The following is a 22390-nucleotide window of genomic DNA, read 5'->3' on the forward strand; positions in this document are numbered from 1 at the left end:
GCTGCGGCACGAAGTGCTGCTGCGCAGATGCGGGACCGCGCGACGAGAAGGCGCTTCTTGCTGAAAGCGATCCCGTGTCTGCGCCGCGGCATTGCATGCCGCAGCGCGCACGGGATGACACCCTTCAAAGCGCCACCTTGAACGCCGCTTCCGTCTTGCTGGTGATCTCCTCCAGCGTGACGCCCTCGGCCAGTTCGATCAGGCTCATGCCGCCGCCATTCTCGTCGATCGAGAAGACGCCGAGATCGGTGATCACCATGTCGACCACGCCAGCCCCGGTCAGCGGCAGATCGCAGGCCTTGAGCAGCTTGGCCGATTCCGAGCCGTCCTTGTTCTTGGCGACATGCTCCATCACCACGACGACCTTCTTGACGCCGGCGACGAGGTCCATGGCGCCGCCCATGCCCTTCACCACCTTGCCGGGGATCATCCAGTTGGCGAGGTCGCCATTCTGGGCGACCTGCATGGCCCCCAGGATCGAGAGGTCGATATGGCCGCCGCGGATCATGCCGAACGAATCGGCGGAGGAGAAATAGCTCGTCGTCGGCAGTTCGGTGATGGTCTGCTTGCCGGCGTTGATCAGGTCGGGATCCTCGTCGCCCTCATAGGGGAAAGGGCCCATGCCGAGCATGCCGTTCTCGGACTGGAGCTGAACCGAGACCCCCTCGGGGATGTAGTTCGAGACCAGCGTCGGAATGCCGATGCCGAGATTGACGTAATAGCCGTCCTTGAGTTCCTTGGCGGCGCGGGCTGCGATCTGTTCACGGGTCCAGGGCATGTCTTGAACTCCTTAAGCCGCGCGCTTGCGGGTGGTGCGCTGCTCGATGCGCTTGGCCGCATTGGTGACGTGGACGATCCGCTTCACGAAGATGCCCGGCGTATGCATGTGATCGGGATCGATCTCGCCCGCCGGCACGAGATGCTCAACCTGCGCGATGGTCAGCCGCGAGGCCGAGGCCATCATCGGATTGAAGTTGCGGGCCGTCTTCCGGTAGACGAGATTGCCTTCGGTATCGCCCTTCCAGGCATGGACCAGCGAGATATCGGCGAAGAGGCCACGCTCCATGATGTAGCGCTCGCCGTCGAAAACCCGCTCCTCCTTGCCTTCCGCGACCAGCGTGCCGACGCCGGTCTTGGTGAAGAAAGCCGGGATGCCCGCCCCGCCAGCGCGGATGCGCTCGGCCAGCGTGCCCTGCGGGGTGAATTCGAGCTCGAGCTCGCCGGCGAGGAACTGCTGGGCGAAGAGCTTGTTCTCGCCGACATAAGACGAGATCATCTTCTTGATCTGCCGGGTCTCGAGCAGGATGCCGAGGCCCGCGCCGTCGATGCCGGCATTATTGGAGATGAAGGTCAGCTCCTTGGCGCCGCTCTCACGCACCGCCTCGATCAGGAGATCGGGAATGCCGCAAAGGCCGAAGCCTCCGGCCATGATGGTCATGCCGTCCTTGATGGCGCCGGCCAGAGCAGCCTTGGCGTCAGGAAAAACCTTCTTCGACATCGCGTTGCCTTTGCCGCTGGAATGACTGGCCGGAGGGCTTGGCTCAAGCACTAGCCGAGCGCGAGGGGCGGTTGCAACATGAGGTAGACTAAAGGCGCGCAGACCCCTCCCAAAAGGAAGGGGGTCTGCATCGCATTGCCAGCCTCACGACGCCGGGCAGGCCGCGCCGCTATCCGCCCAGGCCTGCATCAGCGCGCCGAACTGGGCGCTGCTGCCTGGCGCCGGCTCGCGGCCGGGACCCGGATTCCAGCCCCAGAGCACCAGCGAGTCGGTGGTGACATGCTTGACGATCGCCGCGAGGTCGCGCCCGCCATTGCGGCTCTGATCCTTGAGCTGCAGGCAGATCTGGCCCAGCGTCTTGCCCTCCCAGGCCATCGAGGCCGGAGCGAGCGCCCAGTGCCCGTCACCGGGCACGCGGGCGGGATCGTAGTTCTGCTTGCCGTGGCAGGTGGCGCATTCCAGGCCCGGCGCGCCGTGGCCATCCTTGCCGCGCACCACCAAAGGCTGGTGCAGGCGGCGCGCATCGGTCTGGCGCGGGCGCTCGGTCGCCGGATGGCAGTTCATGCAGCGCGGATGCGTCAGCACCTTGCCGATCTCGCCAAACAGCGCAGCCGAGCGCGCCTGCTGGTTGGGAATGGTCGAGAAGCTCGCGGCGTCCTGCAGAGGAGCGCCACCACGCTGCGGTGCGGATTGGGCGAAGGTCAGCGCCGTGCCGCCAAGGCCGAGCGCGAGCGCCGCGGCGCTCGCAAGGATGAGAGGCCGCATCAGACCGTTCCTCCAACCATCGGCAATTGCCGGGGCCGGACCTGACCCAACCGCGCCAAGGCATTGGCCACCGCCGGCCCGATCGGCGGAACGCTGGGCTCGCCGACGCCGGTCGGCTTCTCCGTCGAGGCGATGATCATGACCTCGACCGCCGGCATCTCGTGGATGCGCAGCGAGCGATAGCTGTCGAAATTCGTCTGCACCGGCTTGCCGGCGTCGAGCGTGATCTCGCCATAGAGCGCATGACCGATGCCGAAGCCGATGCCACCCTCCATCTGGGCGCGGATGACGTCGGGATTGACTGCGACGCCGCAATCGACCGCGCACCAGACCTTGTGGACCTTGGGCTCGCCATCGCTCCCGAGCGAGACCTCGGCGATCTGGGCAACGAAGGAGCCGAAGCTCTCGACCACCGCGACGCCGCGCGCCCGGCCCTCGACAGAGTTGGGCCCGTTCCATTTGGCGAGCTCGGCCACGGCCTTGAGCACGCCCATCGCGCGCGGCTCTTTGCCCATCATGGCAAGCCGGCCCGCGACCGGATCCAGCCCTGCCGCCTGCAGCAATTCGTCGACGAAGCACTCGACCGCATAGGCGGTGTGGGTGTGGCCGACCGAGCGCCACCACAAGGTCGGCACGCCGACCTTGGCGGTGTGCACCTCGCAAGCGAAATCGGCGACCTCGTAAGGCAGCTCGTTGGCGCCCTCGATCATGGTCGAATCGATGCCGTTCTTCACCACCATCGCCTCGAAGGGCGTGCCGAGGAAGAAGGACTGGCCGACGATGCTGTCGGTCCAGGCCGTTATCTTGCCGTCCTTCACCGCTCCGCGCAGCTTGTGCAGGAAGAGCGGGCGGTAATAGCCGCCGGTGAGATCGTCCTCCCGCGTCCAGACCAGCTTGACCGGACGGTTGGGGCCGATCGCCTTGGCGACCATGGCGAGCTCGGCCGCCAGATGCTGGCTGACCTGGGCGCGACGGCCGAAGGAGCCGCCCGCCAGCATGGTCTCGAGCCTGACCTTGTCCTGGGGCAAGCCCAGCACGGCCGCGATGGTCGCATGCTCGGTCGTCTGGAACTGGCTGCCGAAGCGGGCGAGCGCCTGGGTTCCGTCCCATTCGAGATAACCGTCGAGCGGCTCCATCGGCGCATGCGCCAGATAGGGAAAGACGAACTCGGCCTCGACCACCGTGTCGGCCTTGGCGAGCACGGCCTCGGCATCGCCATGCTTGCCGACGACGGTGCCCGGCGTGCGCGCCAGCGCCCGGTATTCGGCGATGAGCTCGCGGCTGCCGCGCTTCTCCGCGGCGCTCTCGTCCCAGGTGACCTTCAGCGCCTCGCGGCCCTTGATCGCGGGCCACATGCCGGTGGCATAGACTGCGACACCGGAGCCGATCGGCTTGACGTCGACCACGCCCTTGACCTTCAGCGTCTCGGCGGCGTCGAAGCTCGCCATCTTGCCCCCGAAGCGCGGCGGGCGGGCGACGACGACCGTCAGCATGCCCGGCGTATGGATGTCGATAGTGAACTGGGCCTTGCCGCGCGCCTTGTCGGCGCTGTCGAGGCGCTTGACCGCGCCTTCCCTGCCGATCAGGCGGAAATTCGCCGGCTGCTTCAGCGCCACGGTCTCGGGCACAGGCAGCTTGGAAGCGGCGCCGGCGAATTCACCGAAGCGGCCCTGCTTGCCGGAAACATGCTTGAGCACGCCCGCCTCGACGGTGATCTCGCCAGCCGGGACCTTCCAGGCCTCGGCCGCCGCCTGCACCAGCATGGCGCGCGCCGTCGCGCCGGCCTTGCGCATCTGCTCGAAGGAATTGGCGATGGCCGAGGAGCCGCCGGTGCCCTGCACGCCGAAGAGGAGGTTGGCGTAGAGCTTGACGTCGGCCGGCGCATGCTCGGCACGCATCTGGCCCCAATCGGCGTCCATCTCCTCGGCAACGAGCGTGGTGAGGCCGGTGAACGGCCCCTGGCCGAACTCGATATGCTTGATCAGGACGGTGACCGTGTCATCGGCGGCGACGCGGACGAAGGCGTTGGGCGCGAAGATGGCTGCGCCGCCCGCGGGGCGAGCGGACTGCGCCCTGGCGACCTCAGGCAGATGCAGCCCGATGACGAGAGCGCCGGCCCCGGCGAGGAGCGCGCGACGCGAGAGATTGATGTCGTGAGCGGTCATGATCAGGCCTCCAGCGAGCGGGCAGCGCTATGGATCGCGGCGCGGATGCGGGCATAGGTCGCGCAGCGGCAGATGTTGCCGTTCATGGCGAGATCGATGTCCTGGTCGGTCGGCTTCTTGTTTTCCTTGAGCAGGGCAACCGCGCTCATCACCTGGCCCGACTGGCAATAGCCGCATTGCGGCACGTCGCCGGCTGTCCAGGCTGCCTGGACAGCCTCGGCCTCGCGGCCGGAGATCGCCTCGATCGTGGTGATCTCGGCGCCGGCCACGGCGGAGACCGGCGTCACGCAGGAGCGCAGCGGCTTGCCGTCGAGATAGACGGTGCAGGCGCCGCATTGCGCGACGCCGCAGCCGAATTTGGTGCCGGTGAGGCCGAGATTGTCGCGCAGCGCCCAGAGCAGGGGCGTATCGTCGTCGATATCGACGCTATGCGTCGTTCCGTTGACCTTGAAGGTATGGGCCATGGCTGCCTCCGATGCTGATATGACGCAGCGCGGCACCATGGTGCGGATCGAGGCTCGCCCTCGCCGGCCCGATCTGACATATCAGAAGCGGGCTATCAATCCGTAGTCCTGGGTCGCGCGACTGGACTAGTTAGACGTTTTCAGTCTATCTAGGATAGTCGCGCTCAGTTTGGATCTTGTCAAGACTGCAAATGGCCGACAGCACCGAAAGTTCCGGCACCGGAGCGAATTCTTGTGCCGAGGATGCGACCACCCGTATCGACCAGATCGCGGACGCGGCCCTGCGCCGTTTCGCGCGCTACGGTTTCAAGCGCACCTCGATGGACGACATCGCCAAGGAGGCCGGCCTCGCCAAGGCGACGCTCTATCTGCATTTCAAGGGCAAGGACGACGTCTTCCGGGCGATGATGCTGCGGACCGGCCAGCGGGTCGACGCCCGCTGCCGGCGCGTGATGGCGATGGCGGCTCCGTTCCCGGAGCGGCTCGCGGCTCTGCTCGACGCGCATTTCGGCACCGGCTACGCCTGTTTCGGCGCAGGCGAGCACCTCCTCGAGCTCAAGGCCGTGATGACGAGCGTCGCCAGCGCCGAGGTGCAGGCTTTCGAGGACATCTTCACGCGCCACGCCACCGAACTCCTGGAAAGGGCGGAAGCGGCGGGCGAGATCAGCCTGTCGCGCAGCGGGCTTTCGACGGCCACTTTCGTGGCGACATTGATGCAGGCCGCGGCCGGTGCGAAGGCTGGCGCCAAACTCTCGTGCGAAACTTACGGGGCGCGCCTGCGCGATCTCGCATCGGTCTTCGCCGCCGCCCTGGCGCCGACGGACCGGGATTGAGGGTTTTCATCTCCCGCCTTAGCCAAACGTCGTAATTCGCGCCGAAACCGCCGCAATTACGGGCAGGAGCCGCCGTTGACACTCGCTCACGGCGCAGTGCAGCATGACTGCAAGGGGAAACGTAACAAGAAGAAAGAATACGATGCTACGCTCTGGCGATGGCCATGGCTGACGACATCATTCTGTCGACGGCGGGACTGACCAAGGACTTCGGCGGCTTCAAGGCCGTCAGCGGCGTCGACCTCAAGGTCCGGCGCGGGCACATCCATGCGCTGATCGGCCCCAACGGCGCCGGCAAGACGACATGCTTCAATCTGCTGACCAAATTCCTCAGCCCGACCAAGGGCGCGATCGTCTATAACGGCCGCGACATCACGCGCGAAAAGCCAGCCGAGATCGCCCGGCTCGGCCTCGTGCGCTCATTCCAGATCTCGGCGGTATTCCCCCAGCTCAGCGTGCTAACCAATGTGCGCATCGCGCTGCAGCGCAAGCGCGGCGACTCGTTCGATTTCTGGCGCTCGGAGAAGGTGCTGCGCGGGCTCGACGAGGAGGCGATGCGCCTCGTCGATGCGGTCGGGCTCGGCTCCTTCGCCAACCTGACGGCAGCCGAACTCAGCTATGGCCGCAAGCGCGCGCTCGAGATCGCCACGACGCTGGCGCTCGATCCCGAAATGCTACTGCTCGACGAGCCGATGGCCGGCATGGGCCGCGAGGATGTCGAGCGCATCGAGGCCCTGATCCGCAAGGTCTCGGTCAACCGCACCATCCTGATGGTCGAGCACAATCTCTCGGTCGTCGCCTCGCTCTCGGACCGCATCACGGTTTTGGCACGCGGCCAGGTGCTGGCCGAGGGCGACTATGCCGCGGTCTCGAAGGATCCGCGCGTGATCGAGGCCTATATCGGCTCGGGGGGCGACCATGCTCACTAGGGCAACAGCGGCAGGCCAGCCCGCGACCGAGACCGCTCCGCTGCTGAAGGTGCGTGGGCTCGAAGCCTGGTATGGCGAGAGCCATGTGCTGCACGGCATCGATTTCGACGTCGCGCCCGGCGAGGTGGTGACGCTGCTCGGCCGCAACGGCGCCGGCAAGACGACGACGCTGAAGTCGATCATGGGCGTGATGGGCAAACGCCGGGGCTCGGTCGTGCTGGAGGGCACGGAAACGATCGCCCTGCCTTCGCGCGCCATCGCCCGGCTCGGCATCGGCTACGTCCCGGAGGAGCGCGGCATCTATGCCAGCCTCTCGGTCGAGGAGAACCTGCTGCTGCCGCCGCAGGTCAGGCCGGGCGGGCTCTCGCTCGAGCAGATCTTCGAGCTCTTCCCCAACATCAAGGAGCGCTTGAAGAGCCAGGGCACGAAGCTCTCGGGCGGCGAGCAGCAGATGCTGGCGATCGGCCGCATCCTGCGCACCGGCGCCCATCTCCTCCTGCTCGACGAGCCGACCGAGGGGCTGGCCCCGGTCATCATCGAACAGATCGGCCGGACGATCGCGCGATTGAAGCGCGAGGGCTTCACCATCATCTTGGTCGAGCAGAATTTCCGCTTCGCCGCGACTGTCGCCGACCGGCACTATGTCGTCGAGCAGGGCAAGGTGGTCGACATGATCCCCAATGACGAGCTCGATGCCAATATCGACAAGCTCCACGGCTATCTCGGAGTCTGAAGCCACACTCCGGGACCGGGACCTTCAAGACCAGGCATTTCGAAAACAAGAACAACGTCGAAAACGACATTCACTCCAGGGAGAGAAACATGATGAAACTCAAGACCATTCTGGCGACGACGGCGCTGGCGGCGCTGATGGTGAGCCCGGCACTCGCCCAGCAGATCTCCGTCAAGGCCGGCGTGCTGAACGACCGCTCCGGCCTCTATGCCGACCTCTCCGGCGAGGGCTCGGTCATCGCCGCGCGCCTCGCAGTCGAGGATTTCAAGGCCGCCGAGAAGGGCATCAAGGTCGAGATCGTCTCGGCCGACCACCAGAACAAGCCCGATGTCGGCTCGACCATCGCCCGGCAATGGTATGATCAGGACGGCGTCGATCTGATCCTCGACGTGCCGACCTCCTCGGTGGCGCTCGCCGTGAATCAGATCACCAAGGAAAAGAACAAGATCCACATCAATTCGGGCGCCGCCTCCTCAGACCTCACCGGCAAGGCCTGCACGCCCAACACCGTGCACTGGACCTACGACACCTATGCCCTGGCCCAGGGCACGGGCGGCGCGATGGTGAAGGCAGGCGGCGACAGCTGGTTCTTCCTGACAGCCGACTATGCCTTCGGCCATGCGCTGGAGCGCGACGCCACCGAGGTCATCACCAAGAATGGCGGCAAGGTGGTGGGCGCAGTGCGCACACCGTTCCCGGGCACCGATTTCTCCTCCTTCCTGCTGCAGGCGCAGGCCTCGAAGGCCAAGGTCATCGGGCTCGCCAATGCCGGTGGCGACACGATCAATTCGATCAAGCAGGCCGGCGAATTCGGTATCGTCGCCGGCGGCCAGAAGCTCGCCGGGCTCCTCGTCTTCGCCTCCGACGTGCATGCGCTCGGTCTGCAGACGGCGCAGGGCCTGGTGCTGACCGAGGCCTTCTACTGGGACACCAACGACCAGACCCGAGCCTGGTCGGAGCGCTTCGCCAAGCTCAACAACGGCAAGAAGCCGACCATGGTGCAGGCCGGCGTCTATTCCGGCTTGCTGCATTATCTCAAGGCGGTCGAGGCCGCCAAAAGCAAGGACACCGCCACCGTCATGGCGAAGATGAAGGAGATGCCCACCGACGATCCGCTCTTCGGCAAGGGCACGGTGCGCGCCGACGGCCGCAAGATGCACGATATGTATCTGTTCGAGGTCAAGAAGCCGTCGGAATCGAAGGGGCCGTGGGACTACTACAAGCAGCTTGCCGTGCTGCCGGCCGACAAGGCCTTCCGCCCGCTCTCCGAAAGCGAGTGCCCACTCGTCAAGAAGTGAGCCTCCGGAAACCCGGCTCCGCCGGGTTTCCACTCCTCCGGCGTCATTCCGGACAAGCCGCCCTCGGGTCCGGCCTTCAGCCGGCCCAAGGACAAGCTCCACGGCGCCGATCCGGAATCCATCCTAGCGCTGTCGCTCCCTTCGATGGCTTCCGGGTCTCCGCTTCGCTCCGCCCGGAATGACGGCCGAGGTCTCGACACGACCTTCGACGTCCAAACGATCGAGCCACTGAATGTTCGAGCTTCTCGGAATCCCGCCACAAGCACTGTTCGGCCAGGTCCTGCTCGGCCTGATCAACGGCTCGTTCTACGCCATCCTCAGCCTCGGGCTGGCGGTGATCTTCGGATTGCTCAACATCATCAACTTCGCCCATGGCGCGCAGTATATGATGGGTGCCTTCGTCGCCTGGATGTGCCTGAACTATCTCGGCATCAATTACTGGGCGGCGCTCCTGATCGCGCCCCTGATCGTCGGCGTCTTCGGTGTCCTGATCGAGCGCTTCCTGATTGCGAGGCTCGCCAATCTCGACCATCTCTACGGGCTGCTGCTGACCTTTGGGCTGGCCCTGATCATCCAGGGCCTGTTTCGCAACAATTACGGCTCGTCGGGCCTGCCCTACCAGATCCCCGACGCGCTCAAGGGCGGGCAGAATCTCGGCTTCATGTTCCTGCCGAACTATCGCGGCTGGGTCGTGGGCGCCTCGCTCGTGGTCTGCCTCGTGACCTGGTTCATGATTGAGAAGACCAGGCTCGGCGCCTATCTGCGCGCCGCCACCGAGAACCCGACCCTGACCCAGGCCTTCGGCATCAACGTGCCGCTCTTGGTGACGCTGACCTATGGCTTCGGCGTCGCGCTCGCCGCCTTCGCCGGCGTGCTCGCCGCGCCGATCTATTCGGTCAATCCGAATATGGGTGCCGATTTGATCATCGTCGTCTTCGCGGTCGTCGTGATCGGCGGCATGGGTTCGATCATGGGTGCGATCGTCACCGGCTTCGGGCTCGGATTGGTCGAAGGCCTGACCAAGGTGTTCTACCCGGAGGCCTCGGCCACGGTCATCTTCATCATCATGGTGCTGGTGCTGCTGGTGAAGCCAGCCGGTCTGTTCGGGCGGGCGGCGTGATGGCCGCACTCCCAAACTCTGCGAGGATGTGACCATGGCTGACGTTCTTTCCGTCGAGGCGCCGGCCGGTGCAATTGCACTGGCCGATACGAGCCGGGGCACCGAGCGGTTGCACAGGGCAATCTTCATCGGCCTTGCCGCGGTGCTGTTGGTCGCGCCCTACCTCGCCTACCCCGTCTTCGTGATGAAGGTGATGTGCTTTGCGCTGTTCGCGCTCGCCTTCAATCTGCTGCTCGGCTATGGCGGCCTGCTCTCTTTCGGCCATGCCGCCTATTTCGGCATGTCGAGCTATGTCTGCGCCTATGTCGCCAAGAACTGGGGCCTGACGCCGGAACTCGCCATCCTTTCGGGCGTGCTGGTCGCAGGCCTGCTGGGCCTGGCCTTCGGGGCGCTCGCGATCCGCCGGCAAGGCATCTATTTCGCCATGATCACGCTCGCGCTCGCCCAGATGGCGTTCTTCTTCTCGCTGCAGGCGCCGAAGTTCACCGGCGGCGAGGATGGTATCCAGGCGGTGCCTCGCGGCAAGCTCTTCGGTCTGATCGATCTGACCGGCGACAGGGCGCTGTACTATGTCGTCGCAATCATCTTCATGGCCGGGCTGCTGCTGATCTATCGCATCATCCATTCGCCTTTCGGCCAGGTCTGCAAGGCGATCCGGGACAACGAGCCGCGCGCGATCTCGCTTGGCTACCGCGCCAATCAGTACAAGCTCGCGGTTTTCGTGCTCTCGGCGATGCTGGCGGGCCTCGCCGGCGCGACCAAAGCGATCGTCTTCCAGCTCGCTTCGCTGACCGACGTGCACTGGTCGATGTCGGGCGAGGTCGTGCTGATGACGCTGGTCGGCGGGCTCGGCACCGTCTTCGGGCCGATCGTCGGGGCGCTCGTCATCGTCTCCATGCAGAATTATCTCGCGAGCCTGGGCGCCTGGGTCACGGTGGTGCAGGGCGTGATCTTCGTGGTCTGCGTGCTGCTCTTCCGCGAGGGCATTGTGGGCGTGATCGCGAAGAAGATCGGGCGGCCGCTGTAGGCGCCGAGGCCGTTTTGGCGAGGCATGCCCCTCCCCACAGTGTCATCCTGGGCGACCGAAGGTCGTCCCGGGATCCATCGCTGGGCTCGGCGCTCTAGGATGGATCCCGGAGCTGCGCGGCTTCGCCGCTTGTCCAGGATGACGGCGCGGATTTGATCGACCTTGCCGGCCGTCACTGCCCGCGCATCAGGAAGGCCGTGACGGCTGCCCGGTCGGCCTCGTCGTCGAGACCCTGCGGACTCATCCAGCCGCCTTTGAACATCGCGTCGGGGTCGGCGAGATAGGCGTTCAGGCGGGCCTCGTCCCAGGTGATGCGCTTGGCGCGCGCCGCCTTGAAGGCAGGCGAGTAATCGAAGCCCTCGGCCGCGCCGATGACGCGCCCCTTCAGCCCGGCCAGATGCGGCCCGGCCATGCCCTGCTTGGCGGGATCGAGGCTGTGGCAGGATTTGCAGGGCTCGAACAAAGCCTCGCCGCGCGCCAGATCCTGCGCCGTGGCGAGGCCCCCCGAGAGCGCGAGCGCCATGGCCGCCACGATGGCCGGTGCGGGTCTCACGCCTGCTTCACCGTCTGGATGCGCACGAGGCGGTCATTGCCGCTCTCGCCACCCCAGGCCTCGCCGGAGCGGCCATCCATCTGGCGGACATTGGCGCCGGCCTTGTCGCTCGGGAAGCTGCTGAAAGCCTCGGTGACCGGATCGAAATGCACGATGGCATTGGCGCTGAAATCGGTCAGCCAGACCTTGTCGGCATCGTCGACATAAACCGAATAGGTGCGCGGCTTGTCGCCCGGCAGTTTCCAGGTCTTCCAGCTCTTGCTCAGCGTGTCATAGGCCGAGACATTGCCGGAATTCCATTCGCTGACCCAGACCCGGTTCTTCGAATCCGACCAGACGCGGCGCGCACCCTGTCCGGGCGTCGGCGGCTCGACCACCGTAACCTGGGCCGTGCCGGTGTCGATCCTGGCGATGTGGTTGCCGGCGAGCGAGGCGTACCAGACCTCGCCCGAGGGCGTCAGAGTGATGCCGTAGGCGCCCGGCCCCCGCGGTGCGTCCCAGACCTCCATCTTGCGCGTCTTCGGATCGAAGCGGCCGATGATGCCGTTTTGGCCGGTGAACCAGAGGATGCCGCTCTTGTCGAAGACGCCGGTGTTGAGATTGGCCCGCGCCCTGCCTTCCGGCAGCTTGAAAAGCTCGACCTCGTGGGTCTTGTCGTCGACGCGGGCGATGGCGTTCTGGCCGCCCTCCGTCACCCAGGCCGCACCATCGGGCCCGCGGATGACGCCATGGGGCGCCGCGCCCCGGCCAAGCTCGACCACCTTGAGTTGGCCGGAGCGCGGATCGAAACGCCCGAGCGTGCCGTTGCGCTGGCCGCAGACCCAGAGCGTGCCGTCGCCGGCATCGGTGACGTCGCGGGAGCCCTTGATCGCGGGAATGTCGAAATAGCTGACGGCGAATTTCGTCCCGGTCGTCTCGGCTGCGATCGCGGCGGTCCGGCCGATCAAGGCAGGGGCTGCAAGCCCGGCGAGGCCGAGCTGGAGAAAGGAACGGCGCAGCATGGAGCGTCTCCTTCGTCAGGCAGAGGCTGGAGCAATTTCCGATCCATTCGGATCGTTCAATTGCTCTAGGTTATTGTTTTAACGCGTTTTCTTCACGCGAACCGGTACCCACTTCGCTCGAAAACGCTCTGGAGCAACGCCCGACCCCGTTGGATCGTTCGATGGCTCCAATCTTTTATTTCAGCGCGTTTTCTTGACGCGAACCGCTATCCACTTCGCTCGAAAACGCTCTGGGATCGCGCTTGGCTTCTTGAGTAAACCGACAAGATGGTGAAACCGGGACAGTGCCCAGCGCGCCGCCGCTTCAGCGGATCAGCTTCGCCGCCGCGCGGAACTGCGGATGGGCCGCGGTCCTGAGCCATTCGAACACCACCATCTCGGTGGTGACGATCTCAGCGCCATGGCGCGCCATGCGCGCGATCGCGACCTCCTTGGATTCAGGCGCGCGCGAGCCGACCGCATCCTGCACCACGGCGACGCGGCGGCGATGCTCGAGCAGGCTCAGCACGGTCTGGCCGACGCAGACATGCGCCTCGCAGCCGCAGATAACGAGCTGCATGTCGCCGGCAAGCGCCTCGAGAAAAGCGGGCTCCGCGCAGGAATCGAAGCTCATCTTGGCGATCACGGGGCCGGCGCCCGAAAGCTCCGGCACTGTGCCGCCGAGCCCAGCCGGATTCTGCTCGGTCATCAGCACCGGCACCGCGAGCAGCCCGGCAACATCGACCAGGCGCCTGGCATTCGCGACCAGGCGCGCACCGTCATGGATCGCCGGCATCAGGCGCGCCTGGAAATCGATGACGACGAGGATGGCGTCGGTGGCAGAAAGCAGGGTCATGATCGCGTCTTTCTAGCATGGTCTGGTCCAGGAGCGCAGCGGCGTGCCGCCGCCATGCGAGAGCGGTTTCCGATCCAATTGGATCGTTCAATTGCTCGCGTCCTTTGCCCCAACGCGTTTTCTTCGCGCGAACCGGTGCCCATTTCGCTCGAAAACGCTCTAAGGTCGCGGCCACGCCAAAACCAGAAAAGGAGAGGACACGCCATGCCCCAGATGATCTTCGTCAACCTGCCCGTGAAAGATCTCGGCGCCTCGGTCGCCTTCTTCACCGCGCTCGGCTTCTCGTTCAACCCGCAATTCACCGACGAGACCGCGACCTGCATGGTGATCAGCGACACCATCTTCGCGATGCTGCTGACCCATGAGAAATTCCTCAGCTTCTCGCCCAGGCCAATCGCCGATACGAGCCAGGCGGTCGAGGTGCTGACCTGCCTCTCCCGCGACAGCCGGGCTGATGTCGATGCCATGGTCAAGGCGGCGCTGGCTGCCGGCGGCACGACCTATAAGGAGCCGCAGGATTACGGCTTCATGTATGGCCACGGCTTCCAGGACCTCGACGGCCATGTCTGGGAGCTGATGTGGATGGACCCCGCCGCCGTGCAGGGGTGAAACCTGACACGCTCGAGATGCTCGGGCTTGACCCGAGCATGACGAGACCGGCCTCTTCCTTCACAAGCTTCCCGGGCCGCGCTTTGCACGGCCTGGGAATGACGCCTTTCGTCAGTTCCCGCCGGCCGCACGCTTGGGCACGCCGGCGAGCCAGATGCCCATCTCCCTGGCCCAGAACGTCGCGAGCCCCGTCGTGCCGTGGCCACGGGTATCCTCGCTCGCCGGGATCAGCAGCAGCCTGCCATTGGCGAGGCGCTTCAACTCGCGCTCCATGATGCCGGTCTCGGGCGGGTTGCGCTCGTCATCGGCGGAGTTGATCGCCAGCAGCGGCGCCTTGATCGCGCCCAGGCCCTGGGAGGCGTCGTAGTCGCGCGAGGAATCCCACTGGTAGAGGAAGTCGTTGGCATCGGCGCTGAAGGCGGCCTTCAAGCGCTCGTCGAGCAGCGCATCGGCGGCCTCACGCGTCGGCGCCAGCTTCTGATAGGCGAGCGTGCCGCCGCTGGTGGCAATGCCGAAGAAGACATTGGCCGTGCGGAAAGCCGGTGGCTGCGCTGTGTAGTCGCCGCCCTTCCACTCCGGATCGTTGCGGACGGCGTCAATGATCATGCGCCGCATCATCCAGTTGCGGCTCGACATCGGCGTCGGCTGCGAGGCCATCGGCACCAGCGCGTCCATGAAATCGGGATGCCTGACGCCCCAGAGCCAGACATGCATGCCGCCCATCGAATTGCCGAGCACGAGCCGGACATGGCGCAGCCCCAGCCCCTCGCTGACCAGCTTGTGCTGGGCTGCGACCATGTCCTCGTAATTATAGCGCGGGAACTTCGCCTTCAGCCCGTCGGAGGGCTTGGAGGAAGCCCCGGCGCCGATCGAATCCGGCAGGACGATGAAGTATTTCGCCGCATCGAGCGGCTGGCCCGGGCCGAATAATTCGCCCGCGAAGGCCGGCGTCAGCAGGCTCGCCGCCGATCCCGCCGTGCCGTGCAGGATCACCACCGGCTCGCCTGCCGGGTCGCCGATGGTGGCGTAGCCGAGCTTCAGTTCGGCCAATGTCTCGCCGCTCTGGAAGCGGAAATCCTTGGCCACCCAGACGCCGCGCTTGGGCGCGGGATAGTCGGCGGCCGAGGCCGCCATCGCGACGATGGACAGGATGAAGGCCGCAGCCGCACGGCGCGGCCAGCTTACGATGGTCATGATGGTGGCACCTTCGTTGTCGCCGCCACGACTTGCCGCCGGGCGATCCTCCCATAAATGAAGGATCGCGCCGAACAGGGCACGAGGCAAGAGAGGCGGGCCAGATCCGCTTCCTTCTCCCCTCGCGGGAGAAGGTGGCGCGCAGCGCCGGATGAGGGGGCGCCGTGCCCTGTCCGGTTGGCGTCGTGTTCGGCTAGATGGAACGCTCACAGCGCCCCCTCATCCGTCTCGGCTGCGCCGATCCACCTTCCCCCGCTAGGGGGGAAGGGAAACGCGCGAAATCCCCGCCGGCGTTTCCGCTGCGGAGAGAGAGTGGCGGGGCGCCACGAGGCGCGTACTGGTAGGGGTCCGCATCCGTTGAGCCAGGATGCGGTGCGGAGGGATTGAGCCGTCCTCAGCCGCGCTTGACAGCTGTCTCGGCGATCTCGTGGTGACCGATGGCGCGTTCGAGGCCGTCGGGCCCACGCACGCGATACTGCTCTTCCTTGTTGTCGCGCGGCGGCATCACGCGCAGGATCTCGTAGAGGCCGAGCCTGGCCTGATTGGCGAAACCCGGTTCGAGATTGACCAGATCACCCGGCTTATATGGCTGACTGGCCATGTCATCATCCCCCGTGAGACGGATTGAGGCGTTGGAACAGGTTGCGCCGCGGCTAGAGCATTTTCGAGCGAAGTGGACGCCGGTTCGCGTGAAGGAAATGCTCTAGAAATCGGCGGGAGTCAGGCGGTGATAGCTGGCCCGGTGCCGCGCATAGGCGTTCGAGGCCGCCTTCAGGATCGTGTCCCGGTTCCGATCGAAGACATCGAGCACCTGCGCCTGACTGTCATCGATGCCGGAACCCAGCTTGCGCAGGGCGTCCATCTCGATCTGGAAGGTGATCTCCAGCGAGGCATCCGAGCCCCAGAAGCTGACGCAGGAACGCCCTGCGTCGAAACTCCGGACCGGATTGGGAAAATTCAGCGCCATGGTCGGCCTGCTTTCTTGCGGTTGCGCTTCACGGCCAACACCGGCGCCCGGACCTGCCCGGCCAAGAGCCAGCGGAACAGCGGAGCCAGAGCACATGCCGTCGGCTCCCGAGGGGCTCAAGCAAGCTGATCGTTTTCTCAAGGACGGTCAGGCCAAAACAAATCAACCGCAAGGCGGCTTGTTTTCGACGACCGTCCTCCGGACATGGGGAAGGCAGCCGCGCATTGTAAGGGCGGCGCGATAATAAGGCCTGGACCTCGCGAGTTAGATTTGGACCTCGCGAACAAGATTTGGCCTCGCAAAAATAAGATTTGAGCCTCGCGGGGCTGGCCGGTCGATATGCGACAGCTCTTCGGCGTCAGCTCTTCGGCGTCCTGCCCTGCCTGCCGAAGGATCCGGCAAACATCGGCAAGGATCGGTCTATCGGCCCGCGCCCGCCCTGCCGCATGGTCTCCCTCACCCCAGGCCGAGCCGAGCGAGGATGCGATGGCGCTCCACCGGAGACATTTCGCCAAGGCGACGCTCGTCGCGATCCTGCTCGCCATGATGGCGCATGCCTCGGCAGCCCCAGCCCTTCAGGAACCAGATATGACAACCACCGAGCAAACCAACGCCGCGGCGCGCGAGACGGCGCCGCACCCTTATGTCGGAATGTGGGTGACGGCCGACGGCCATATCCGGCACGACTTGCTGCCGAATGGCCGTTATGACGAGGCCAGGGGCAATCGCAAGAGCGCCTATCGCGGGCGCTACAGCATCACCGGCGACCATATCGACTATGTCGACGACACCGGCTTCACCGCCGATGGCGATTTCGTCGACGGCGTGCTGTATCATGCGGGGATGGTGCTGCGGCGGGAATGCTGAGGCAGCAGGATTTTGATTTGGCACCAACTTGGATTTGGCGTCGGCTTGTCCCGAAAACCGGTTCCCACTTTCGGGCCGATGCTCCAGTTCTTTCTTCTGACGCGTTTTCTTCATGCGAACCGGCATCCACTTCGCTCGAAAACGCTCTAGCAGGACTGGCCGGTCCGCTATGCAGCGGCGGCACGTCCCGCCTCTGGCGCATGGCATGCCCCGGCCTTACAAGTCTGCCATTCTCCCAACGCACGGGCAGGCCGAGTAACCATGGACAAACGGGTCGAGACGGCGGCGCATCCAGCGCCCCTTACCCATGAGGATATTCGCAGCATCCTGTTTGGCATCATGCTCGCCATGTTGCTGGCGGCGCTGGACCAGACCATCGTCGCAACCGCGATGCCGACGATCGGGCGCGAGCTCAACGACGTCACGCATCTGCCCTGGATTGTGACGGCCTATCTGCTCGCCTCGACCGCGGTCACGCCGCTCTACGGCAAGCTCGCCGATATCCATGGCCGGCGGGTGACGCTGCTCTCGGGCATCGTTGTCTTCGTCTTCGGCTCAGTCGCTTGCGCGCTGGCACCCAATCTCTGGCTCCTGGTGGTGGCGCGCTTCGTCCAGGGGCTGGGCGGCGGCGGGCTGATCGCCCTGGCGCAGACCATCATCGCCGACATGGTGCCGCCCAAGGAACGCGGCAAATACCAGGTCTATTTCGCCGCCGTCTTCATGGCCTCCTCCGTGCTCGGGCCGGTGCTGGGCGGGATCATCGCCGAGGCACTGCACTGGTCGGTGATCTTCTGGATCAACCTGCCATTGGGGTTTGCCGCCTATTGGATGACGAGCTCGGCATTGAAGCGGCTGCCACGTCATGAGCGGCCGCACAAACTGGACGTCGCCGGCGCCCTGCTGATGACCAGCGCGACGATGACGCTGCTGCTCGCGCTCTCCTGGGGCGGCACCTATTACCCCTGGAGCTCGGCCTGGATCGTCGGGCTCGTGGCCTTCTCCATCGTGTTGTGGGCCGTTTTCGCCTGGCGGCTGCGGAGTGCCGCCGAGCCGCTTATCCCGCTCGACCTCCTCGCCAATCCGGTGGTGCGGATGGGCACGATGGCTGCGGGCTTCGGCATGGGCACCTTCATCGGCTTGACGATCTACCTGCCGCTCTATTTCGAGACGGTTGTCGGGATGAGCGCCTCGGCCTCGGGGCTCGGCCTGCTGCCGCTCACCTGCGGCACCGTGATGGGCGCGACCTTGTCGGGCCGCTCGCTGACGCGATTGACGCATTACAAGCGCGTGCCTGTGGCGGGGCTGAGCGTCGCGACATTGGGAGCGGCGCTGCTGACGATCTATGCCGGGCAGATGCCGCTCCTGCCCTTCTCGCTGACCCTGGCGGTGATTAGCCTGGGGCTCGGCACCATGCTGCCCGTGGCAACGGTCTCGATCCAGAATGCGGTGCTGCCGCATCAGCTCGGCACGGCGACCGCGATCGCGAACTTCTTCCGCCAGATCGGCGGGGCGCTGATCGTGGCGGTGTTCGGCGCGATCGTGCTCGGCGGCGTCAGCGGAGCGGGCGTCGGGCTCTCGCCCGAGGCGCTGAAGCTGGGAACGGTCGATCGCACAGCGATGATCGAGCTGTTCCGCTATGTTTTCGCGGCGACCTGCTTCGGCTTCGCGATGGCGCTGCTGCTGATGGTGCGGATGAAGGAACTGCCCCTGCGCGGCAGCGCGGTGGAAGCGGCGAAGGCGGCCGGCGGCGAATAGCCGGAACAGTCGCCGCCCCCGCGCGTTCGCCACTAGAGCAGGATGCGAAAAAGTGGGAACCGGTTTTTCGCATTGATCCTGCTCTAACTCTTTAGATGAGAGACGGATTCAGATTTCAGATGGGATCACTCGGTGATCCCATCTGAAATCATCCGGCTCTAGCCCGTCGCATCGCCGCGGCGGGCTCCGTCACGCCTTCACGCAGGAGCATCCCATGTCCGATCTCGTCGTCATCGTTTACCCGACCGAGGCCCGCGCCGAGGAAATGCGCCAGAAGGTCGTCTCGCTGCAGAAGGAATACCTGATCGAGCTCGGCGACGCCGCCATCGCGGTGATGCATGAGGGCGGCAAGGTGAAGCTCAATCAGCTGCTCAACACCACCGCGCTCGGCGCGGTCTCCGGCTCGTTCTGGGGCCTGCTGATCGGCGCGATCTTCCTGATGCCGGTGTTCGGCGCGGCGCTGGGCGCGGCGTCCGGCGCGCTCGGCGGGGCGCTGACCGATTACGGCGTCAATGACGGCTTCATGAAGGAACTCGCCGCCAACCTCCAGCCGGGCAATGCCGCGCTCTTCCTGCTGATCAACAAGATGACCGCCGACAAGGTGCTCGACGCCGTCAAGGGCACGGGCGGCGTGGTGCTGAAGACCTCGCTCGACCATACCCGCGAGCAGCAATTGCGCGATGCCCTGGCGGGAACGCCGAAGACGCCGGCGGCCACACCCGCCCCGGCCCCGGAAGGCGCGGGCGCACCTTCGCCGGTGGGGTGAGGCCCCAGCCTCTCACATCATTCTCGGGCGGCCCGAGGGAGGCCCGGGATCCGAAGCGCGTCATGGTCGGGCTTGACCCGACCATCTTGGAAACCAGAGCATTCTGGTCATGGGATTCTCGGGGCAAGCCCGAGAATGACGGCAAGGTTTGTGATCAGTCGCGCAGCAATTCGTTGATGCCGGTCTTCGAGCGCGTCTGGGCGTCGACCGTCTTGACGATGACGGCGCAATAGAGCGAGGGGCCGGGCGTGCCGTCGGGCAAAGGCTTGCCCGGCAGCGAGCCCGGAACCACCACCGAATAGGGCGGCACCTTGCCGATATGGACCTGGCCGGTGGCGCGGTCGACGATCTTGGTCGAGGCCGAGATGAACACGCCCATCGAGAGCACAGAGCCCTCGCCGACGATCACGCCTTCGACCACTTCGGAACGGGCGCCGATGAAGCAGTTGTCCTCGATGATGGTCGGGTTGGCCTGCAGCGGCTCGAGCACGCCGCCAATGCCGACGCCACCCGAGAGATGGACGTTCTTGCCGATCTGGGCGCAGGAGCCGACCGTCGCCCAGGTGTCGACCATGGTGCCGCTGTCGACATAGGCGCCGATATTGACGAAGGACGGCATCAGCACGACGTTCGGGGCGAGGAAGGAGCCCTTGCGCGCGGCGGCCGGCGGCACGACGCGGAAGCCCGCGGCGCGAAAGCGGTTCTCGCCCCAGCCCTCGAACTTTGAGGGCACCTTGTCCCAGAACACGCCTTCGCCGGGGCCGTTGGCGATGATCATGTTGTCGGTCAGGCGGAAGGAGAGCAGCACCGCCTTCTTGAGCCACTGATGCACGACCCACTCGGTGCCGATCTTCTCGGCGACGCGGGCCTCACCGGCATCGAGCAATTCGATCGCCTGTTCGACCGCCTCGCGGACTGCGCCTTTGGTGTTGATGCCGATCTCGGAGCGGGCCTCCCAGGCGGCGTCGATGGTGGCGGCGAGATCGGTGAAGGACATGGCGGCGCTCCGGCGGGCGAAAAAGTCGCGGGGAGCGATGGCGGATGAGGGCGGCGGCGTCAAGGTTTGGCAGGGGAAACCCCTCTCCTGTAAGGAGAGGGGTAGGAGTCAGGTGCAGGCCCTTTCGGCGTCATGCCCGGCCTTGAGCCGGGCATCTCCTGCAAGAGATTCTCGGGTCTGCGCTTCGCTTCGCACGAGAATGACGACAGCTTCTCTGGTTTACCGGCCTGCCCTCACCCCTGCCCCTCTCCCACACGGGAGAGGGGTTCCCACGCTTCTCCTGCACAGGTGGCAGACTGGCCATGCGCCTCTGGATCAAGAACCCGCTTGGCATCGTCGCGGACAATGCCGGCGGCGGGATCGTCGTCGATGGCGCGATCATCGCCGAGCTCGTGCCAGTAGGCGGGGCCCCTGCCCTGCCCGTCGATGCGGTCTTCGACGCCTCGCGCCATGTCGTGCTGCCCGGCCTGATCAACACGCATCACCATTTCTACCAGACGCTGACGCGCGCGCATCCGGCCGCGATCGATCGCGAGCTGTTTCCCTGGCTGACCGCACTCTACCCGCTTTGGGCGAGGCTGACGCCCGATGACCTGCGCTTGGCGGTCCGCGTCGCGCTGACGGAGCTTTTGCTCTCAGGCTGCACCACCGCGGCGGACCATCATTACCTCTACCCGAAGGGGCTGGAGAACGCCGTCGACATCGCGGTCGAGGAGGCGCGGGCCCTGGGCATCCGCGCCACGATCTCGCGCGGCTCGATGAACCTGTCGCAGAAGGATGGCGGCCTGCCGCCCGACTCTGTCGTCCAGGACGAGGAGACGATCCTGACCGATAGCGAGCGGGTGCTTTCCCTGTTCCATGATCCCGCGCCGGGCAGCATGGTCCAGATTGCGCTGGCACCTTGCTCGCCGTTTTCGGTGACGCCGGCGCTGATGAAAAAGAGCGCGGAGCTGGCAGCACGCTTCGATGCGCCGCTGCACACCCACCTCGCCGAGACCAGGGACGAGGATGCCTATTGCCTCGAAGTCTATGGCAAGCGCCCGCTCGACCTGCTGGAGGAGACCGGCTGGATGCGGCCAAAGACCTGGCTGGCGCATGGCGTGCACTTCAGCTGCGAGGAATGCGAAAGGCTGGGAGCGGCCGGCGTCGGAATCTGCCATTGCCCGACCTCGAACGGGGTGCTGGCGTCGGGCTTCTGCCGGACGCGCGAATTGGAGGCAGCCGGAGCGCCGCTCGGCTTGGGCGTCGACGGCTCGGCCTCCAATGACGGCTCCAACCTGATGGAGGAGTTGCGCCACGCTTTGCTGATCAACCGCCTGCGCTATGAGAGCGCCACGGCTGTCACCGCGCGCGACGTGATCCGCTGGGCGACGGAGGGCTCGGCGCGCTGCCTTGGACGCTCCGATATCGGGCGGATCGCGCCCGGCATGCAGGCGGATCTGGCGCTGTTTTGTCTCGACGAATTGCGCTTCTCCGGCGCGCATGACCCGGTCGCGGCGCTGGTGCTGTGCGGCGCGAACCGGGCCGACCGGGTGATGGTCGCCGGCGCCTGGCGCGTGATCGATGGGGCCGTGCCGGGGCTCGATCTCACTGCGTTGCGGCGCTCGCATGGAATGGCGGCAAAACGTTACGCCTGAGAGACAGATTGTTCGGAATCTTGACGCATTTCTCGGCTTGATTCGGGACGGATCACGGCCAAGGGAGTCAGGCGCCATGAAGATCGGTTTGATCGCGGCATTGGGGTTGGCTCTTCTCGGCAGCGGCTGTGTCACGATCGCCGAGCGACGAGCGCTCGATGAGGAACGCTGCCGCTCCTACGGCTTCCGCCCCGGCACCGACGGCTATGCGAATTGCCTGCTCCATATCGAACTCGACCGCTCGGCCAGCCGCAGGGTCTGGGTCGAGCGCGATTACTATGGCCCCTATTACGGCTATGGCTTCGGCTACGGTTTCCGGCGCTGGTGACAGCCCACCCCGGATCTTTGTTTTGACGCGTTTTCTTCACGCGAACCGG

At 65.6% G+C, this 22390-nt stretch carries 24 protein-coding genes; 12 read left to right on the forward strand and 12 right to left on the reverse strand.

Annotation, left to right across the window (positions count from 1 at the left end; all coding sequences use genetic code 11):
- Window positions 1-124 precede the first annotated feature (124 nt).
- From RMR04_RS25670 to RMR04_RS25690, 5 genes are all read right to left on the reverse strand, one after another.
- Window positions 125-778 (reverse strand): 3-oxoacid CoA-transferase subunit B, encoded by a 654-nt coding sequence (locus tag RMR04_RS25670; RefSeq protein WP_310159847.1) that lies wholly within the window; start codon window positions 776-778, stop codon window positions 125-127.
- 12 nt (window positions 779-790) lie between these two features.
- Window positions 791-1498 carry a CoA transferase subunit A gene (locus RMR04_RS25675; protein WP_311911312.1) on the reverse strand — a complete coding sequence of 236 codons (708 nt, stop codon included), beginning with the start codon at window positions 1496-1498 and terminating at the stop codon, window positions 791-793.
- Between the two features lie 144 nt (window positions 1499-1642).
- Window positions 1643-2263 carry an Isoquinoline 1-oxidoreductase subunit gene (locus tag RMR04_RS25680; RefSeq protein ID WP_311911313.1) on the reverse strand — a complete coding sequence of 207 codons (621 nt, stop codon included), beginning with the start codon at window positions 2261-2263 and terminating at the stop codon, window positions 1643-1645.
- Window positions 2263-4428, reverse strand: a complete 2166-nt coding sequence (locus RMR04_RS25685) for a xanthine dehydrogenase family protein molybdopterin-binding subunit (RefSeq protein ID WP_311911315.1) — start codon at window positions 4426-4428, stop codon at window positions 2263-2265. The genes RMR04_RS25680 and RMR04_RS25685 overlap by 1 nt, the downstream gene beginning before the upstream one ends.
- Before the next feature lie 2 nt (window positions 4429-4430).
- Window positions 4431-4892, reverse strand: coding sequence for a (2Fe-2S)-binding protein (locus RMR04_RS25690; RefSeq protein WP_310159843.1), 462 nt, complete (start codon window positions 4890-4892; stop codon window positions 4431-4433).
- Between the two features lie 191 nt (window positions 4893-5083).
- On the opposite strand from RMR04_RS25690, the gene RMR04_RS25695 reads away from it, so the two are divergent.
- The 6 genes from RMR04_RS25695 to RMR04_RS25720 all read left to right on the forward strand — a co-directional run bounded on the left by RMR04_RS25695 (window position 5084) and on the right by RMR04_RS25720 (window position 10832).
- On the forward strand, window positions 5084-5725 hold the full coding sequence (locus RMR04_RS25695; protein WP_311911317.1) for a TetR/AcrR family transcriptional regulator: 642 nt from the start codon (window positions 5084-5086) through the stop codon (window positions 5723-5725).
- A 164-nt stretch (window positions 5726-5889) separates the two neighbouring features.
- Window positions 5890-6654, forward strand: coding sequence for an ABC transporter ATP-binding protein (locus RMR04_RS25700; RefSeq protein ID WP_311911319.1), 765 nt, complete (start codon window positions 5890-5892; stop codon window positions 6652-6654).
- Window positions 6644-7387, forward strand: a complete 744-nt coding sequence (locus RMR04_RS25705) for an ABC transporter ATP-binding protein (protein WP_311911320.1) — start codon at window positions 6644-6646, stop codon at window positions 7385-7387. The genes RMR04_RS25700 and RMR04_RS25705 overlap by 11 nt, the downstream gene beginning before the upstream one ends.
- A gap of 92 nt (window positions 7388-7479) precedes the next feature.
- Entirely contained in the window at window positions 7480-8685 is a 1206-nt protein-coding gene (locus RMR04_RS25710; RefSeq protein WP_311915947.1) for an ABC transporter substrate-binding protein, read from the forward strand.
- A gap of 232 nt (window positions 8686-8917) precedes the next feature.
- Window positions 8918-9805, forward strand: a complete 888-nt coding sequence (locus RMR04_RS25715; protein ID WP_311911321.1) for a branched-chain amino acid ABC transporter permease — start codon at window positions 8918-8920, stop codon at window positions 9803-9805.
- A 34-nt stretch (window positions 9806-9839) separates the two neighbouring features.
- Window positions 9840-10832 (forward strand): branched-chain amino acid ABC transporter permease, encoded by a 993-nt coding sequence (locus RMR04_RS25720; protein ID WP_311911323.1) that lies wholly within the window; start codon window positions 9840-9842, stop codon window positions 10830-10832.
- Window positions 10833-11004: 172 nt separating this feature from the next.
- On the opposite strand, the gene RMR04_RS25725 is transcribed toward RMR04_RS25720, so the two are convergent.
- The 3 genes from RMR04_RS25725 to RMR04_RS25735 form a co-directional block, all read right to left on the reverse strand.
- Window positions 11005-11385, reverse strand: coding sequence for a c-type cytochrome (locus tag RMR04_RS25725; protein WP_311911324.1), 381 nt, complete (start codon window positions 11383-11385; stop codon window positions 11005-11007).
- The gene (locus RMR04_RS25730; RefSeq protein WP_311911326.1) at window positions 11382-12386 is read right to left on the reverse strand and encodes a Vgb family protein; all 1005 of its coding nucleotides are present in this window, start codon (window positions 12384-12386) and stop codon (window positions 11382-11384) included. The genes RMR04_RS25725 and RMR04_RS25730 overlap by 4 nt, the downstream gene beginning before the upstream one ends.
- 304 nt (window positions 12387-12690) lie before the next feature.
- The gene (locus RMR04_RS25735; protein WP_311911327.1) at window positions 12691-13221 is read right to left on the reverse strand and encodes an isochorismatase family protein; all 531 of its coding nucleotides are present in this window, start codon (window positions 13219-13221) and stop codon (window positions 12691-12693) included.
- Window positions 13222-13425: 204 nt separating this feature from the next.
- Here RMR04_RS25735 and RMR04_RS25740 point away from each other — a divergent pair, with 204 nt between their 5' ends.
- A complete protein-coding gene (locus RMR04_RS25740; RefSeq protein ID WP_311911328.1) occupies window positions 13426-13830 on the forward strand; it encodes a VOC family protein in 405 nt (134 codons plus the stop codon).
- Window positions 13831-13941: 111 nt separating this feature from the next.
- Here RMR04_RS25740 and RMR04_RS25745 read toward each other — a convergent pair whose 3' ends face one another.
- The 3 genes from RMR04_RS25745 to RMR04_RS25755 form a co-directional block, all read right to left on the reverse strand.
- Complete coding sequence (locus RMR04_RS25745; RefSeq protein ID WP_311911329.1) at window positions 13942-15024, reverse strand: alpha/beta fold hydrolase; 1083 nt, start codon at window positions 15022-15024, stop codon at window positions 13942-13944.
- A 394-nt stretch (window positions 15025-15418) separates the two neighbouring features.
- Window positions 15419-15625 (reverse strand): hypothetical protein, encoded by a 207-nt coding sequence (locus RMR04_RS25750; RefSeq protein ID WP_311911330.1) that lies wholly within the window; start codon window positions 15623-15625, stop codon window positions 15419-15421.
- A gap of 102 nt (window positions 15626-15727) precedes the next feature.
- Window positions 15728-15991 (reverse strand): DUF1488 family protein, encoded by a 264-nt coding sequence (locus RMR04_RS25755; protein WP_310159822.1) that lies wholly within the window; start codon window positions 15989-15991, stop codon window positions 15728-15730.
- Window positions 15992-16579: 588 nt separating this feature from the next.
- Between RMR04_RS25755 and RMR04_RS25760 the strand changes: the two genes are divergently transcribed.
- From RMR04_RS25760 to RMR04_RS25770, 3 genes are all read left to right on the forward strand, one after another.
- Window positions 16580-16858, forward strand: coding sequence for an Atu4866 domain-containing protein (locus tag RMR04_RS25760; protein ID WP_311915948.1), 279 nt, complete (start codon window positions 16580-16582; stop codon window positions 16856-16858).
- A gap of 261 nt (window positions 16859-17119) precedes the next feature.
- Complete coding sequence (locus tag RMR04_RS25765; RefSeq protein WP_311911331.1) at window positions 17120-18613, forward strand: MDR family MFS transporter; 1494 nt, start codon at window positions 17120-17122, stop codon at window positions 18611-18613.
- A 214-nt stretch (window positions 18614-18827) separates the two neighbouring features.
- Window positions 18828-19379: a DUF1269 domain-containing protein gene (locus RMR04_RS25770; RefSeq protein WP_311911332.1), complete on the forward strand. Its 552-nt coding sequence runs from the start codon at window positions 18828-18830 to the stop codon at window positions 19377-19379.
- Between the two features lie 154 nt (window positions 19380-19533).
- Here the strand turns inward: RMR04_RS25770 and dapD are convergent, their stop codons facing one another.
- A complete protein-coding gene (gene dapD, locus RMR04_RS25775) occupies window positions 19534-20376 on the reverse strand; it encodes a 2,3,4,5-tetrahydropyridine-2,6-dicarboxylate N-succinyltransferase (RefSeq protein WP_311911334.1) in 843 nt (280 codons plus the stop codon).
- Between the two features lie 302 nt (window positions 20377-20678).
- On the opposite strand from dapD, the gene RMR04_RS25780 reads away from it, so the two are divergent.
- Both RMR04_RS25780 and RMR04_RS25785 read left to right on the forward strand, forming a co-directional pair.
- A complete protein-coding gene (locus RMR04_RS25780) occupies window positions 20679-22013 on the forward strand; it encodes an 8-oxoguanine deaminase (RefSeq protein ID WP_311911335.1) in 1335 nt (444 codons plus the stop codon).
- 76 nt (window positions 22014-22089) lie between these two features.
- The gene (locus RMR04_RS25785; RefSeq protein ID WP_069689820.1) at window positions 22090-22341 is read left to right on the forward strand and encodes a hypothetical protein; all 252 of its coding nucleotides are present in this window, start codon (window positions 22090-22092) and stop codon (window positions 22339-22341) included.
- Window positions 22342-22390 lie beyond the last annotated feature (49 nt).

The sequence above is a fragment of the Bosea sp. 685 genome, from assembly GCF_031884435.1.
Lineage (GTDB): Bacteria > Pseudomonadota > Alphaproteobacteria > Rhizobiales > Beijerinckiaceae > Allobosea.

Excerpts from the sequence above, each read along its gene's own strand:
- RMR04_RS25670 (WP_310159847.1), bottom strand. The coding sequence starts at position 778 with ATGCCCTGGACCCGTGAACAGATCGCAGCCCGCGCCGCCAAGGAACTC.
- RMR04_RS25675 (WP_311911312.1), bottom strand. The coding sequence starts at position 1,498 with ATGTCGAAGAAGGTTTTTCCTGACGCCAAGGCTGCTCTGGCCGGCGCC.
- RMR04_RS25680 (WP_311911313.1), bottom strand. The coding sequence starts at position 2,263 with ATGCGGCCTCTCATCCTTGCGAGCGCCGCGGCGCTCGCGCTCGGCCTT.
- RMR04_RS25685 (WP_311911315.1), bottom strand. The coding sequence starts at position 4,428 with ATGACCGCTCACGACATCAATCTCTCGCGTCGCGCGCTCCTCGCCGGG.
- RMR04_RS25690 (WP_310159843.1), bottom strand. The coding sequence starts at position 4,892 with ATGGCCCATACCTTCAAGGTCAACGGAACGACGCATAGCGTCGATATC.
- RMR04_RS25695 (WP_311911317.1), top strand. The coding sequence starts at position 5,084 with ATGGCCGACAGCACCGAAAGTTCCGGCACCGGAGCGAATTCTTGTGCC.
- RMR04_RS25700 (WP_311911319.1), top strand. The coding sequence starts at position 5,890 with ATGGCTGACGACATCATTCTGTCGACGGCGGGACTGACCAAGGACTTC.
- RMR04_RS25705 (WP_311911320.1), top strand. The coding sequence starts at position 6,644 with ATGCTCACTAGGGCAACAGCGGCAGGCCAGCCCGCGACCGAGACCGCT.
- RMR04_RS25710 (WP_311915947.1), top strand. The coding sequence starts at position 7,480 with ATGAAACTCAAGACCATTCTGGCGACGACGGCGCTGGCGGCGCTGATG.
- RMR04_RS25715 (WP_311911321.1), top strand. The coding sequence starts at position 8,918 with ATGTTCGAGCTTCTCGGAATCCCGCCACAAGCACTGTTCGGCCAGGTC.
- RMR04_RS25720 (WP_311911323.1), top strand. The coding sequence starts at position 9,840 with ATGGCTGACGTTCTTTCCGTCGAGGCGCCGGCCGGTGCAATTGCACTG.
- RMR04_RS25730 (WP_311911326.1), bottom strand. The coding sequence starts at position 12,386 with ATGCTGCGCCGTTCCTTTCTCCAGCTCGGCCTCGCCGGGCTTGCAGCC.
- RMR04_RS25735 (WP_311911327.1), bottom strand. The coding sequence starts at position 13,221 with ATGACCCTGCTTTCTGCCACCGACGCCATCCTCGTCGTCATCGATTTC.
- RMR04_RS25740 (WP_311911328.1), top strand. The coding sequence starts at position 13,426 with ATGCCCCAGATGATCTTCGTCAACCTGCCCGTGAAAGATCTCGGCGCC.
- RMR04_RS25745 (WP_311911329.1), bottom strand. The coding sequence starts at position 15,024 with ATGACCATCGTAAGCTGGCCGCGCCGTGCGGCTGCGGCCTTCATCCTG.
- RMR04_RS25750 (WP_311911330.1), bottom strand. The coding sequence starts at position 15,625 with ATGGCCAGTCAGCCATATAAGCCGGGTGATCTGGTCAATCTCGAACCG.
- RMR04_RS25755 (WP_310159822.1), bottom strand. The coding sequence starts at position 15,991 with ATGGCGCTGAATTTTCCCAATCCGGTCCGGAGTTTCGACGCAGGGCGT.
- RMR04_RS25760 (WP_311915948.1), top strand. The coding sequence starts at position 16,580 with ATGACAACCACCGAGCAAACCAACGCCGCGGCGCGCGAGACGGCGCCG.
- RMR04_RS25765 (WP_311911331.1), top strand. The coding sequence starts at position 17,120 with ATGGACAAACGGGTCGAGACGGCGGCGCATCCAGCGCCCCTTACCCAT.
- RMR04_RS25770 (WP_311911332.1), top strand. The coding sequence starts at position 18,828 with ATGTCCGATCTCGTCGTCATCGTTTACCCGACCGAGGCCCGCGCCGAG.
- dapD (WP_311911334.1), bottom strand. The coding sequence starts at position 20,376 with ATGTCCTTCACCGATCTCGCCGCCACCATCGACGCCGCCTGGGAGGCC.
- RMR04_RS25780 (WP_311911335.1), top strand. The coding sequence starts at position 20,679 with ATGCGCCTCTGGATCAAGAACCCGCTTGGCATCGTCGCGGACAATGCC.
- RMR04_RS25785 (WP_069689820.1), top strand. The coding sequence starts at position 22,090 with ATGAAGATCGGTTTGATCGCGGCATTGGGGTTGGCTCTTCTCGGCAGC.